Below are 14,664 nucleotides of genomic sequence, written 5' to 3' on the forward strand. Positions count from 1 at the left end.
CTTAGCTCTATTCACTAGATTTATTTTTTATTTTAAAAAATTTTATACGCTTTGCTGACATCTCTTTCTATAAAAAATTATGCTTTAATCGACACGATGCAAGTCGATTTTAATAACGGATTTTCCATCATAACTGGTGAAACTGGAGCTGGAAAATCGATACTTTTAGGTGGTTTATCGCTTATTTTAGGTAAACGAGCCGATTTGAGTAGTCTTAAAAATGCTTCAGAAAAATGTGTTATTGAGGCCGTTTTTGATGTGTCTCAGTATAAACTACAAGCCCTTTTTGAAGCTGAAGATTTTGACTATGATGCGAGTACCATCATCAGAAGAGAAATTTTGCCTTCAGGGAAATCTAGAGCTTTCGTGAATGATTCACCAGTAAATTTAGCCGGTCTACAAGTACTTGGTGAGCGTTTAATTGATATTCACTCCCAGCATCAAACCATGCAATTAACCAGTAACGATTTTCAGTTTCAGGTAATTGATGCGTTGGCAAATAATGAGGAAGATTTACAGCAATATAAAGTAGAGCTAAAAGCCTATAAAAAGCTTCAAAAAGAAATTGATGAACTCCTAGTTTTTAAAGCGGAAGCCATTAAGGAACACGATTATAATTCATTTTTACTGAATGAATTGGTAGAAGCGAAGTTGGTTGACGGTGAGTTAGAGACTTTAGAAGAAGAATACGAAACCTTAAACAATGTTGAAGGGGTTAAGGAAAATCTCGCAGAAGCTTATCAATTATTAGAAGATGAGCAAATAGGCGTGATTTCATCATTAACCGCATTAAAAAATGTATTTCAAAAACTTTCGGGGTTTTCTTCAAAATATAATGGTTTATTTGAACGTGCCAACAGCAGTTTAATTGAAATGGACGATTTGTTTGCTGAAGTGAATGATTTTCAGGAAAGTTTAGAGGCTGATCCAAACCGATTAGAAGTTGTAGATGCTAAACTGAAAATGCTTCATAGTTTGATGCAGAAACACGCGTCATCAACGGTTTCAGAGTTAATAGAAATTAGAGATACTCTTGAAAAAAAGGTTTCAGTGACTGAAAATTTAGATGAAACCATTCAGAAAAAAGAAAAAGAAATTAGCGCACAAGAGGCCATTCTAAATAAAATAGCCAAAAATATTCATAAGAAACGTACTGAGGTGATTCCAGAATTGAAATCGCAATTAGAAACGATTTTAACTAGTTTAGGAATGCCTAATGCCCAGTTTAAAATTGAAGCTAAATCAGGTAACGAATTTTATGCTAATGGGAAGGATGTATTAGACTTTCTGTTTTCAGCCAATAAAGGTGGAAATTTTAATGAATTGAAAAAGGCAGCTTCCGGTGGTGAGTTATCACGTATTATGTTAGCTATTAAATCGGTTTTAGCCAAGTATATTCAATTACCAACTATGATGTTTGATGAAATTGATACTGGTGTTTCTGGTGAAATTTCCAATAAAATGGGTGATATCATGCTGCAAATGAGTAAAACCATGCAAGTGTTTTCTATCACGCATTTACCTCAAATTGCAGCCAAAGGCCATTCACATTTCAAAGTGTATAAAGAGGATGTTGATAACCAAACGCAAACTAATTTGATTCGTTTAAATCACGACGAACGTATTGTTGAAATCGCACAAATGTTAGGCGGTAAAGAAATGTCGTCATCAGCCATTGCTCATGCTAAAGAATTACTCAATTAATTACTATTAATTAGTATCTTTGTCGGCAAAATAAATTTATAAAATATAGAAACTAGATATATGTACAACTTATTAAAAGGAAAGAAAGGAATCATTTTTGGAGCATTAGACTCGAATTCAATTGCTTGGAAAACTGCAGAACGCGTTCATGAAGAAGGCGGTGAGTTTGTATTAACCAATGCGCCAGTTGCTATGCGTATGGGGCAAATTAATGAATTAGCTGAAAAAACAGGAGCTCAAGTTATTCCTGCTGATGCAACCAACCTTGAAGATTTACAAAATCTAGTAGATAAATCTATGGAAATCCTAGGCGGTAAAATAGATTTCGTTTTACACTCTATTGGAATGTCTATTAACGTACGTAAAGGAAATCATTATACCAATCAAAATTATGATTTCACACAAAAGGGAACTGATGTTTCTGCCATGTCCTTCCATAAAGTAATGCAAACACTTTATAAGTCTGATGCTATGAATGAGTGGGGAAGTATTGTTGCTTTAAGCTATATGGCGGCACAACGTGTGTTTCCTGATTATAATGATATGGCTGATAATAAAGCATATTTAGAAAGTATTGCACGTAGTTTTGGGTATTTCTTCGGAAAGGATAAAAATGTAAGAGTAAATACGATTTCTCAATCACCAACACCTACAACGGCAGGTAGTGGGGTTAAAGGTTTTGATGGTTTTATTTCTTATGCAGATAAAATGTCACCACTAGGTAACGCAACAGCTTTAGATTGTGCAAACTATACCGTGTCACTTTTTAGTGATTTAACAAAACGAGTGACTTTACAAAACCTTTATAATGATGGAGGTTTTAGTAATATGGGAGTTAGTACTGCGGTAATGAGTGCTTTTGTTGAAAACGAACAAGAGTAACAATATATAATTTTAATTAAAAAGCCACCGTTAATGGTGGCTTTTTTGTTTATGAACCTGCCCTGATAGTATTATTTTCTTAAACTTAAGATGAAGTTATCTTGCTATAAATATTTATTTGCTGAAGCTTTCTTTATTTTTGTAATATGACCTTAGCCTATTCATTTATTATACCGGTTTATAATCGTCCCGATGAAATTCAAGAGCTTTTAGAAAGTTTTGAAGCCTTAGAAGGAAATATACCTTTTGAAATTGTTATTGTTGAAGATGGCTCGACATTATCATCTGAGCCCGTGGTGAAGGCTTTTCAAAGTAAATTGAACATTGCCTATTATTTTAAGCCAAACTCTGGGCCTGGTGATTCTAGAAATTACGGCATGCAAAAGGCTAAAGGGAATTACTTTATCATTTTGGATTCCGATTGTATTCTGCCTAAACACTATATTATTGAAGTTGAAAAGAGCTTGAAAACAGAATATGTAGATTGTTTTGGAGGTCCTGATGCCGCTCATGAGTCTTTTTCAAACCTTCAGAAAGCGATAAACTTCTCAATGACTTCTTTTATTACAACCGGAGGAATTAGAGGAGGAAAGGGGAGTGTTGATAAATTTCAACCTCGAAGCTTTAATATGGGCTTATCAAAAAAAGCTTTTGAAAGTTCTAAAGGGTTTGGGAACATCCACCCTGGAGAAGACCCTGATTTGTCTATTCGATTATGGAACCTGGGCTACAAAACAAAACTTATTTCTGAAGCCTTCGTATATCATAAACGCAGGATTTCTTGGGAAAAATTCTATATTCAGGTGAATAAATTTGGGTTAGTACGGCCTATTTTGAATACCTGGCATCCTGAAACTAAAAAGTTAACTTATTGGTTTCCGTCAGTGTTTAGTATCGGGTTATTACTAGCACTTTGTTTTTGGATTTTTAATATAAAATTCTTCTTTATAGCCTATATGTTGTACTTTGTTACAGCCTTCGTTTTAGCACTTGTTAATTCTAAAAGTTTAGTAGTTGCTTTGTTAGCTATCCCCGCAATTTTGATTCAATTCTTTGGTTATGGCTATGGGTTTCTCAAATCTACTTGGGTGGTTTCAGTTCAGAAAAAAAATCCAAAAACGTATTTTCCTAAATTATTTTTTAAATAAATATGCTTGACCAGATAAAATCTAAAATATTAAGCTCCATAAAGAATAAACGAATTAATGTGTTTCTTGTATTCTTATTGTCATCTTTTGTCATCTTAATTATTTCTAAACTTTCTAAAAGTTACACAGATACCATTCCTTTTAAAATAGAAAAGGTTAATATTCCTCAAGAATATGTGATCTTAGATGATTCGGTGACCATGGATATTACTTTAAAAACGCACGGATTTAGATGGATGAAGTACTATTTTACTGAACCTAAAGTCGTGGTAAATTTCACCAATGATGTGCGTAAAGAACCCGAGGTTTTTGTTTATAATAAAACCAAATCCTACTTAAAGAATACACAATTTGATAAGGAAGTTGAACTTTTAAGCATAGCACCCGAACGCATTGCTTTTAGGTATGGGGTTAATTTGGTAAAAAAGGTTCCTGTTAAGATAAAAGCAGACATCAATTATAGTTTAGGTTATAATGCTTCTACCGAACTTACTTTAGAACCAGACTCTGTGGTTGTGGTTGGAGCTGATATTTTGGTAAATAAAATTAACTTCTTAGAAACAGAGGCTAAAAAAATGAACAATGTGAGGTCTAATTTGAACGAGCGTTTATCATTAAAGCTTCCGAAAAATGTTTCAGATTTAGATTTTTCTGTGAAAGAAGTTGTTTTAAAAGGAACTGTTGAAAAATTTACAGAAGGGACCTTAAAAATTCCAGTTCGTGTTATTAATGCGCCTAAAGATATGGCTATTAATTATTTTCCAAAGGAAGTTAACGTGTCATATTATGTTAGTTTATCTGATTTTGAACGTATTTCTGAAAAAGATTTTGAAGTTATCTGTGATTTTAAAAAATTAAATACTGATCAATCTTTCCTTATTCCAGAGTTGAAAAAAGTGCCAAAAATCGCTAAACACTCCAAAATTAATCAGCAACGTATAGAATTTATTATAAAAAAATGATTGTAGTCGGACTTACAGGAGGCATAGGCACAGGGAAAACCACCGTGGCAAAAATGTTCAAGGATTTAGACGTTCCAGTCTATATTGCAGATGTAGAGGCTAAAATATTAATGGCCGAATCTACAATCATCAAAGAAGAATTAATTGAATTATTTGGAGAAAAAGCTTATCTTAATAACGCTCTAAATAAGGCATTTATAGCAGATATCATTTTTAACGACCAGTCTTATCTGGAAAAAATGAATGCTATTGTACACCCACGAGTTGCTGAACATTTTAAAACCTGGGCTACAAAACAGAATACCGCTTATGTGATTAAAGAAGTGGCTATATTATTTGAAAATGGAGGCCATAAGACCTGCGATTATGTGATTAGTGTTACGGCTCCTAAAGCATTGCGTATGGAACGCCTTTTAAAGCGTGATGATACGACCGTTGAAAAGATAGAGGCTATTATGAAGAATCAATGGCCTGAAGAAAGGAAGTGCGAACTTTCAGATTTTGTAGTTTTTAACACAGTTTTAGAAGAAACTAGAATGAAAGTCATAAAAATTAATGAAGAAATTTTAGCAAATCTTAAATTTTAACATTTTTGTTAATGTAAGGTTAAATGATAAGATTTTTAATGTTAAAATGTTAATTTTGACCGAATGAGTAAACGGATATTTATCTTACTAATCATACTGATGAGTTTATCCTTAATTGGTATCATTAGTATTCAGGCTTATTATATTAATGATTCTGTTAAGAATGAAAGGAATCGTTTTAAATCAAATGTGGTAACTGTTTTAAACAATGTATCCAACACGATTGAAGAAAACGAATTTGAAAAGTACTTTACAGAATACTTAAGCCTAGATAAAGAAAAGAAAGCAGATGAAGAGGCGGTATCGCAATTGTTAATTTATAGAAAAAATAACACGACCAAAGAAACACTCATTTATAAAAGTAATGTATTGCAGGAAGACTTTAAATTGTCTTCATCGCTCTTTGATATTGGCTTAGATAGCCTTGATATAACCAACATCATAGGAAGTTCAAGTACTGAAATTTATAGTAATAGTGAATCGACAGATCGCGAATTGAAAAGTCCGATTTCAAAAATTATTAGAAGTGGTACCATTGATGAAGCTCAAAAATTAAGTTTTGAAAAGAATTTTAAGGAAGTCCTAAAAAGAAAACCTGTACATAAAAGAGTTTCAGAGGAAGAGATTAGAGCTTTATTAGCTGAAAAACTTGAGAAGTATGGTATAGGAATCGATTTTGAATTTGCCATTTATGGTAATGATTTAGCTACCAAGGTACATAGTGATAATTTTGAGTATCACGAAGACGCTACTTTTGGAGTTCCTATATTTTATGATGAAAATAACCGTAGCCTTTACAGGTTATTAGTGAATTTTCCAGATGATAGAAAGTTTATCCTATCGGGTGTTTTAGGTATGATTTCTTTATCGGTCGTGTTTACGCTAATTATAATTTTGGCTTCTGGTCTAGCGCTTTACCAACTCGTGAAACAACGTAAAATTTCGGAAATTAAAACCGATTTTATTAATAATATGACGCATGAGTTTAAAACGCCTATAGCAACCATCAATTTAGCATTAGATGCGATTAAGAATCCTAAAATCATAGATGATAAAGAAAAGGTGGTAAGATACCTTTCTATGATTAAGGAAGAAAACAAACGCATGCATGCTCAGGTTGAAAATGTATTAAGAATTTCGAAATTAGAGAAAAATGAGCTTAATATTAATAAAGATAGAGTTGATTTACACGACCTTGTTGAAGATGCGCTTACGCATGTTGAGTTAATTGTTGAAGATAGACAAGGTTATATTAAAACGTTTTTAAATGCTGAAAAAACCTCGGTTTTAGCCAATGAAACGCATTTTACAAACGTAATAGTCAATATGCTGGATAATGCTATAAAGTATTCTCCGGAAGCGCCACAAATAGAGGTGTATACTGAAAATGTAGGCACCAACGTATTATTAAAAGTGAAAGATCACGGTAGCGGTATGAGTAAAGCAGCCGCGAAGAAAGTGTTTGAAAAATTTTATAGAGAACACACCGGAAATATACATAACGTAAAAGGTCATGGCTTAGGTCTGGCTTATGTTAAAAGAATTGTTGAAGACCATCAAGGTCATGTATCAGTAGAAAGTGAAAAAGACAAGGGAAGCACATTTACCATTAAGCTTCCGTTAATATCGTAATATCATGGAAGAGCAAAAAAAGAGAATATTATTAGTTGAAGACGATCCTAATTTTGGAACAGTTCTTAAAGATTATTTAATGATGAATGATTACGAAGTTACACATGCCAAAAATGGTATGGAAGGTTTCGAAAAATTCAAAAAAGATGATTTTGATTTGTGTATCTTAGATGTTATGATGCCTTATAAGGATGGCTTTACATTAGCCAAAGAGATAAGAGAAAAAAACACTGATGTGCCAATCATTTTCTTAACGGCTAAAACCATGAAGGAAGATGTTTTAAAAGGATATAAAGTGGGTGCTGATGATTACCTAAACAAACCTTTTGATAGTGAAGTATTGCTTATGAAAATTAAGGCAATCATTCAACGTAAGGCTACAGAAACCATTTCTGATAGTAAACAGTTTGAATTTAAAATTGGTGATTTCGATTTAAATTCTAAATTACGATTTTTAAAATTTCAAGGAGGTGACCCTGTAAAACTATCACCTAAAGAAAACGAATTGTTACGTTTATTAGCCTTGCATGAAAACGATCTAATGCCTCGTGAATTGGCACTAACCAAAATATGGCGTGATGACAATTATTTTACATCACGTAGTATGGACGTTTATATTGCAAAACTACGTAAGTACTTAAAATTAGATGAAAAAGTAGAAATACTTAACATACACGGTGAAGGTTTTAGGTTAGTTGTGAATAGCTAAAAATTTGATTCCGTTTCAATATAAAAAATCCAGCTTTATGCTGGATTTTTTTTGCAGAGAGACATAACCTAATATAGGTTTTTCAACACTATTTTTTTAATGATATCTTGGGGTTAAATAGTGATAATAGACAGTATGTTTTTGTATTAGCCTTGTGTTTTTTTTGTTTTTGACAAAACCAAAAGTAATGAGGTTCTCCAAATGACTTTAGTTTATTATATACCGTATATTATTTATTAATTTTGACAGACTTAACAACCTTATTTTTTAATAAGATTTTGAGTTCATATTTACCTTTTCTAAGGTGGTCAATACTCATAAAAATAACGACTTCCTTTTCAGATTGCGTGGTATTACTATCCATTGATCTACAAATTGCTCTATTGTAAAATTATTGGATATCACTTGTAAGTGGTGCTATATATGTTCCAATTGATAGAAGAAATGTTTCAATAGGTTGAAAAATGTAGGTTTATTGCTGTTTTGAAATAAATTCGTTTGGTGTACAATTATAAAGCTCTTTAAAGCATTTTATGAAGTATGAGGGGGTGTTAAAACCAATTTGATAACCAACTTCTGAAATAGTAGCATCTGATTGACTCAATAAGTTTTTCGCTAGTTTTAGGCGCTGCAATCTAATAAGCTCACTTGTAGTACAATTTGTAATGGCTTTTAACTTCCTATGTAGTTGAGTTCGACTCATATTCATGTGCTCAGCAAACTGTTCACTATTAAAATTGGAATCGGTTAAATGGGTGTCGACAGTTTCCTGCAGTTGTTTTAAAAACTTGGACTCTGTTGAAGAAGTTGCTATTTTCGGACTCACGCTTAGGCTATTACTAAAGTGTTTTTGAACTTGTTTTCGGTTTTTAATTAAATTTTCAACAATTATTTTAAGCTTATCAGCATTAAATGGTTTGGTTATGTAGGCGTCGGCTCCAGTTTTTAAACCTTCAATTTCATGTTGCTCAGCTGATCTTGCAGTTAATAAAATAACTGGGATATGGCTTGTTATGGGGTTGGTTTTGATCGCATGACATAAATCAATTCCAGAGCTAATAGGCATCATAATATCGCTAATTACTATGTCTGGGCTATTTTTTAAAGCGTTTTCCAATCCTTCTTTTCCGTTTGTAGCTTGGGTTATTTCATAAGTATTAATAAAGATTGTCTTAATGAAATCTAATATGTCAGGCTCATCTTCAACGATGAGAATTTGAGTTTTTTCGGTTTCAGATACTTCTTGGTCTACAAGTGTTATTTGTTGGTTTTTGTTAGTTTCAATGAAAGAATTAAGAATTTCATCATCATGAAACGATTCTCTGTCTATAGGAATAGAAACTGAAAATTGAATATTGTTGTCACCCATATTATTTGCAACAATACTACCTCTAGTTAAGCTAACGAGGTCTCGTACTAAAGCGAGCCCGACGCCAACACCATCAGACATTTTATTGTCCTGATAAAAGCGTTGAAATAATTTACTTAGGTCTTTACCTTCAATGTGGTCACTCGTATTTATTATGGATAAAACCAAAAATTCACCTTGCTTACTAGCTTCAAAAATAATATCACTTTTATTGGTGGTATATTTAATGGCATTGGTGAATAAGTTAGCACAGATTTTTTCTATCACGTCGTTATCATACCAAGCTTCATTCAGGTTTTCAATCTTTGACTTTATTTTTAAATCCTTTTTAAGTGCACTATACTTAAAGGCATTTACAATCTGTTTTAGGAGCAGTCCTAAATTCCCTTTACAGACTTTTAATTTGGTTTGCCCAGAATCAATCATGGAAAGGTTTAGCATTTGGTCAACAAGATTTAATAGCCTATCGGCATTTTGCTTGACCAAAGTGAGTTCTTTTTTGTCTTTAGCAGAGAGGTCTACTTTATTTAATTGATTGGTTACAGGGCCTAAAATGAGTGTTAATGGGGTTCTAATTTCATGTGATATATTCGTGTAGAGCTTCGTTTTATATTCGTCTAGTTTTTTTAAACGGTTGGTTTCGGCATTTTCTAATTGAAGTTGCATTTTCATATGCCAACGTAATTTTGCGTAATAATACACGATGTAGCTTAATAGGATAAATATTAAATTATATACAATAATAGCATATACATTGGCATACCAGGGGTCTTTAATTTCAAAAGTGTATTGCGCGGGTGTTTCGTTCCAAACCCCATCATAATTACTAGACATTACTTCAAATGTATAGGTGTCTGGTGGTAAATTGGTGTAGTGTGCTAAGTTGTTATGTTTAGAATCAATCCAGTCTTTATCGTGGTTATTTAATTTATATTTAAAAGAACTTCGTTCAGGTATTGAGAAATGGAGGCTTGAGAAGGTAAAGGTTATGGTGTTCTCATTATATTTTAATTGTTGGTTTTCAGTCATTTCTCGATTTTCAGAAAAGATTTCAAAAGAAGAAATGATGGTTTTTGGTTTTACAGGATTGTAATTAATTTGATGGGGCTTAAACCAATTTATGCCTTCAAGTCCTCCAAAAATCAAGGTGCCGTCTTCAGTTTTATGGTAAGCTCCAGAATTAAATTCCGTGCCTTGTAAACCATCATCAGCACTAAAGTTTTCAAAAGCATTTGTTTTTTTTGATGGGGTGAATTTCGAAATGCCATTATTTGTGCTTAACCATAAATTCTGCTTAGTATCTGGTAAAACACCATATACTACTTGATTAGGTAAGCCGTCTTTTTGCGTGTACACATTAGTCTCATCGTTTGAAGTATTATATTTTATTAACCCCGAACCATTGGTGCCTACCCAAAGAGTATCCCCTTGAATTAATAGGGACTTTATCTTGTAATTTAATTTTGAAATTTTCTTGGTTTGATTGGTTTTATAATTTAACCGGTAAACGCCAACATTATCTGCGCCTAACCAAATTATGCTATCATTTTGCTTGGCCAAGGCTCTAATGTTATTTGTAGGTAAGTTGGTATTACTTTTATTGAAAGCTTTAAGAATGCCTTTGTTTTTTTCGTACAATATAACACCATGCTGCTCAGTACTAAACCACCGTTTATCACCGGTTTCAGCAACAATATTCCAAATGGTATAGTTTTGTAATTCAGGATGTTTAACGAATTCACCTGAAGGATTTAGAGTATTGAGTCCATGTACTTGATGTCCAACCCAAAGTTCATTATCAAAATAATTCAGGCTGATAATTCTGTTGGTTGAAAGTGATGAGTTTTTTGTTGTAAAGGTTTTACAGGTTTTATCTTTTAAATTAAAACGCGTAAGTCCTGTGCTGTATGTCCCAATCCAAATATTATTTTTGTCATCAGCACTGAGTGATCTTACCATATCCACATTAATATGTTGTGGTACTTGTTTATTGGTGAGGATATTAAATTTTATAAGGTATTCATCGTAATAACTCGCTCCTGTACCATCTGAGCCACACCAAATAACTCCAGTGTTGTCTTCAAACAAGCTTAGCATGTCGTTGTATTGTAAGGCAAAAGGGTTGCTTTTATTGGCTTTATAATTTTTAACCTCTTGAGTTTCTTTGTTTATAACAAAAATACCATCGCCATAGGTGGCTATCCATAAACGATTTTTACGGTCAACTAGTAAATCTTCAATATTTAGGTTTTCTGGAAGTTTAGGATGTGTAAACTTTTGAAATGTATGAGAACCTGGTGGTTTAAAAAATAAGCCAGCGCCATAAGACCCTAACCAAACCGTTCCATCCTTTGAGCTTTTTAAAGCACTGTAATTTGTAGTATTTATATGGTCAACAGCTATGGTGTTTAATGCTGTTGTTTCAGAATAACTAAAGACTGCTCCTGAGCTTGCCATGATAATACCTTCTGTGGTTTCTAAAAAATCATAAATGGTTCGGTTTTTTATTTCAGGCTGATTCAGGTGAATAGTGTCTTTTGTTTCTGAATCTATTTTTAAAACGCCCTGATTGTAGGTGCCTAAATAAATATTAAATGCTTCATCTTGAAAAAGGGAACAGATGGGGTAAGGTGTTTTAATAGGGGAGAAGTCATCTGTTTTTTGATTGTAACGTTCTAATTGGCCATTGTAAGTAATAATCCATAAGTTATTTTGTTTATCAATATGTACTTTTCCTAACTTGCTAAAAGTAGTTCGGGTAATGTTTTCAAATTGTTTGTCGTAATGTGTAAACTTTCGGCCGTCATATTTATTTAGTCCATCTTGAGTCGCTAACCACAAGTAACCAATACTGTCTTGTGCTATGCTTAAAACACAGTTTTGTGACAAGCCTTCTTCTATGGTAAGGGCTCTAAAAGCAAATTCTTTTTGAAGTGTATTATTGAAGGTTTCTTTTTGACAGATGCCCACAGTAGAATACAGCATCACTAGAATGATGATGTTGTATGTTTTTATGGTACGAGCACGTAATATTTTCAACAATATTTATGTTTTACATAGGTACGGCTTTGATATGTAGTGTTTTTGGGGAATAGTATAATGAAATTAATAATTTTTTATGACTTAATTGATTTATTTTAAACCTGATATTTTATTATCTTCAAATCTGAATTTTTTTTACAACACTTAATGGCATTAAATAAAGAGCTAGAATTGGCATGGTCGTTCGTTAATAATACAAACCGATCAATATTTTTAACAGGAAAGGCAGGAACAGGAAAAACCACATTTTTACATCGTTTAAAAAAGGAAAGTTTAAAGCGTTTGGTGGTGGTGGCGCCAACAGGTGTTGCAGCTATTAACGCTAAAGGTGTTACCATTCACTCGTTCTTTCAAATGCCATTTGGGCCTATTTTACCAGAAACCGATTTGAATAAACCTCAAGGGTTTAATAGAAGATTTACTAAAACGAAAATCAACATTATTAAGTCGATGGACTTATTAGTGATTGATGAAATTAGTATGGTACGTGCCGATTTACTTGACGGCATTGATAAAACCCTACGCCGTTTTAGAAATAGAGAAAAAGTTTTTGGTGGCGTTCAGGTGTTAATGATTGGTGATTTGCAGCAGCTTTCTCCAGTAGTAAAGGAACAAGAATGGGAACTGTTAAAACCTCATTACAGAAACGCTTTCTTTTTCAGTAGTCATGCTTATGCGCAATGCCAGGCGATTTGTGTTGAACTGAAACATATTTACCGACAAGAGAACCCTAAGTTTATTCAGATTTTAAATGAAATAAGAAACAATGCCTTAACGGAAGCTTCGGCGTCAGAGCTCAATAAACGTTACATTGCCGATTTTACGCCTAAACCAGATGCAGGCTATATTTCACTTACTACGCATAACAATAAAGCTGAAGCTACAAATAAAGCAGAACTCGATAAATTAACCACCAAAACATTTACCTATCAGGCAGAAGTAGAAGGGAAGTTTCCTGAGTATGCTTACCCCAATAACGAATCATTAGATTTAAAAGTAGGAGCACAGGTCATGTTCGTGAAAAATGATAGCGACCCTGCAAAACGTTATTTTAACGGCAAAATAGGAAAAGTAGTGTTTTTAGACAAAGATGAGGTCGTGGTGCACTGTCCAGATGATGATTTTAATATTGAAGTCAAAACAGAAACCTGGGAAAACATCAATTATACAGTTGATAAAGACACTAAAGCCATTTCAGAAGAACGCATAGGGGCTTACAAGCAAATGCCTTTACGTTTAGCTTGGTCGATAACCATTCATAAAAGTCAGGGTTTAACCTTTGAAAAAGCCATTATTGATGCACAAGGGGCTTTTGCCCACGGACAAACCTATGTGGCTTTAAGTCGCTGTAAATCTTTAGAAGGCTTGGTGTTGAAAAGTAAAATTCATTCCAATCAAATTATTAGCGATAGTAATGTGATTACTTTTAATGAAAACGCCGAACAAAATGCGCCTGATGATGCCGAATTAGAAGCTTCAAAAAAACGATTTCAGCTGGATTTAATTCATGAGATTTTCGATTTCTATGCCTTTTTATATCCTATAAACCGAATTCTAGATATTTATTATAAAAACAGAACCATTGTTGAAGGTAAAGTTGAAGAGACTTTTCGACCAATAAAAGACCAGTTGGCTAACTTTTTAAAAGTGAGTAATGGTTTTAAAATTCAGCTTAAACAATTAGCGGAAGAAGAAGGCTTGCCAGAATCCAGTGCCATGGTTCAAGAACGTTTTAAAAAGGCAATCAGCTATTTTAAAACCGAAACAGCAAACACGATCATCACACCTTTAAAAACGTTTGGTTTTACTACCGATAATCAAGCGGTTGTAAGTGATATCACTAAAAATCTAGATGCTTTTGAAGAGTTGCTAGCTGTAAAACAATTGTATTTTAATAACTCAGAAAAGGGATTTAATACCTTAAGTTTTCTAGAATTACGAGCTAAAGCTGTTTTTCAAGCGAAGGATAAACCTAAAAAATCAAGAAAAGCGGTTGCAGAAGGGACGAGTCATGTCGAATTGTTTGAAACATTACGATTACTTAGAAATGATATTGCTGAAGACAAAGGCTTAGTCCATTTTCAAGTGTTTACTCAAAAAGCACTTTATGAGATGTGTGAAACCCTGCCTACCAATAAGCAAGAATTACTTGAAGTCAATGGTATGGGGAAAACCCGTGTTGAAAAATATGGAACTGCCATATTAAAAGTCATTCGCGAATACTGTGAAGAAAACGATTTGGAGGTCGCTGAAGATCTAGCAATAGAATTTTCAGAAAAGAAGCCTACAAAGAAAGGGGATACCAAAAAGGAATCGCTTCAATTGTACCAATCGGGTAAAACGGTTAAACAAATAGCAGATTACCGTGAGTTAAATGAAAATACTATACTTGGGCATTTAGCGAGTTTTGTGTCTACCGGAGAAGTGCAATTATTTGATATCATTTCCGAAGCACATTATAAAGAACTTAAGAAAATCATTCCGAAGAAAACATTTGAAAACCTATCAGATTTAAAACATCAATTGGATGATAAATATTCTTACTTTGAATTGCGTTTGGTGCTGGAGGAGTTAGATTTAGTCAAAAATTAAAAAGTCTTGAAAGTTAAAGAGAGGAACAAAGTTTTGT

The 14,664-nt window shown here is 33.1% G+C and carries 9 protein-coding genes; 8 read left to right on the forward strand and 1 reads right to left on the reverse strand.

Annotation, left to right across the window (positions count from 1 at the left end; translation table 11 throughout):
- Nucleotides 1–51 precede the first annotated feature (51 nt).
- The 7 genes from recN to F6U93_RS12760 all read left to right on the forward strand — a co-directional run bounded on the left by recN (nt 52) and on the right by F6U93_RS12760 (nt 7,624).
- On the forward strand, nt 52–1,704 hold the full coding sequence (recN, locus tag F6U93_RS12730; RefSeq protein WP_150940408.1) for a DNA repair protein RecN: 1,653 nt from the start codon (nt 52–54) through the stop codon (nt 1,702–1,704).
- 60 nt (nt 1,705–1,764) lie between these two features.
- Nucleotides 1,765–2,586 (forward strand): enoyl-ACP reductase FabI, encoded by an 822-nt coding sequence (locus tag F6U93_RS12735; protein WP_150940411.1) that lies wholly within the window; start codon nt 1,765–1,767, stop codon nt 2,584–2,586.
- A 146-nt stretch (nt 2,587–2,732) separates the two neighbouring features.
- Nucleotides 2,733–3,734: a glycosyltransferase gene (locus F6U93_RS12740; RefSeq protein ID WP_150940413.1), complete on the forward strand. Its 1,002-nt coding sequence runs from the start codon at nt 2,733–2,735 to the stop codon at nt 3,732–3,734.
- A gap of 2 nt (nt 3,735–3,736) precedes the next feature.
- Nucleotides 3,737–4,696, forward strand: a complete 960-nt coding sequence (locus tag F6U93_RS12745) for a YbbR-like domain-containing protein (protein ID WP_150940415.1) — start codon at nt 3,737–3,739, stop codon at nt 4,694–4,696.
- Nucleotides 4,693–5,283, forward strand: coding sequence for a dephospho-CoA kinase (coaE, locus tag F6U93_RS12750; RefSeq protein WP_150940417.1), 591 nt, complete (start codon nt 4,693–4,695; stop codon nt 5,281–5,283). The genes F6U93_RS12745 and coaE overlap by 4 nt, the downstream gene beginning before the upstream one ends.
- A 63-nt stretch (nt 5,284–5,346) precedes the next feature.
- Nucleotides 5,347–6,915, forward strand: coding sequence for a sensor histidine kinase (locus F6U93_RS12755; RefSeq protein ID WP_225312695.1), 1,569 nt, complete (start codon nt 5,347–5,349; stop codon nt 6,913–6,915).
- A gap of 4 nt (nt 6,916–6,919) precedes the next feature.
- Nucleotides 6,920–7,624, forward strand: coding sequence for a response regulator transcription factor (locus F6U93_RS12760; RefSeq protein WP_150940419.1), 705 nt, complete (start codon nt 6,920–6,922; stop codon nt 7,622–7,624).
- 472 nt (nt 7,625–8,096) lie between these two features.
- Here the strand turns inward: F6U93_RS12760 and F6U93_RS12765 are convergent, their stop codons facing one another.
- Nucleotides 8,097–12,032, reverse strand: a complete 3,936-nt coding sequence (locus F6U93_RS12765; protein ID WP_191963511.1) for a hybrid sensor histidine kinase/response regulator transcription factor — start codon at nt 12,030–12,032, stop codon at nt 8,097–8,099.
- Nucleotides 12,033–12,182: 150 nt separating this feature from the next.
- On the opposite strand from F6U93_RS12765, the gene F6U93_RS12770 reads away from it, so the two are divergent.
- A complete protein-coding gene (locus tag F6U93_RS12770; protein WP_150940422.1) occupies nt 12,183–14,627 on the forward strand; it encodes a helix-turn-helix domain-containing protein in 2,445 nt (814 codons plus the stop codon).
- Nucleotides 14,628–14,664: the final 37 nt, after the last annotated feature.

This window comes from Pseudotamlana haliotis (assembly GCF_008806375.1).
GTDB classification, from domain to species: domain Bacteria; phylum Bacteroidota; class Bacteroidia; order Flavobacteriales; family Flavobacteriaceae; genus Pseudotamlana; species Pseudotamlana haliotis.

Coding starts and splice junctions, on each gene's coding strand:
- F6U93_RS12735 (WP_150940411.1), top strand. CDS start 1,765: ATGTACAACTTATTAAAAGGAAAGAAAGGAATCATTTTTGGAGCATTA.
- F6U93_RS12740 (WP_150940413.1), top strand. CDS start 2,733: ATGACCTTAGCCTATTCATTTATTATACCGGTTTATAATCGTCCCGAT.
- F6U93_RS12745 (WP_150940415.1), top strand. CDS start 3,737: ATGCTTGACCAGATAAAATCTAAAATATTAAGCTCCATAAAGAATAAA.
- coaE (WP_150940417.1), top strand. CDS start 4,693: ATGATTGTAGTCGGACTTACAGGAGGCATAGGCACAGGGAAAACCACC.
- F6U93_RS12755 (WP_225312695.1), top strand. CDS start 5,347: ATGAGTAAACGGATATTTATCTTACTAATCATACTGATGAGTTTATCC.
- F6U93_RS12760 (WP_150940419.1), top strand. CDS start 6,920: ATGGAAGAGCAAAAAAAGAGAATATTATTAGTTGAAGACGATCCTAAT.
- F6U93_RS12770 (WP_150940422.1), top strand. CDS start 12,183: ATGGCATTAAATAAAGAGCTAGAATTGGCATGGTCGTTCGTTAATAAT.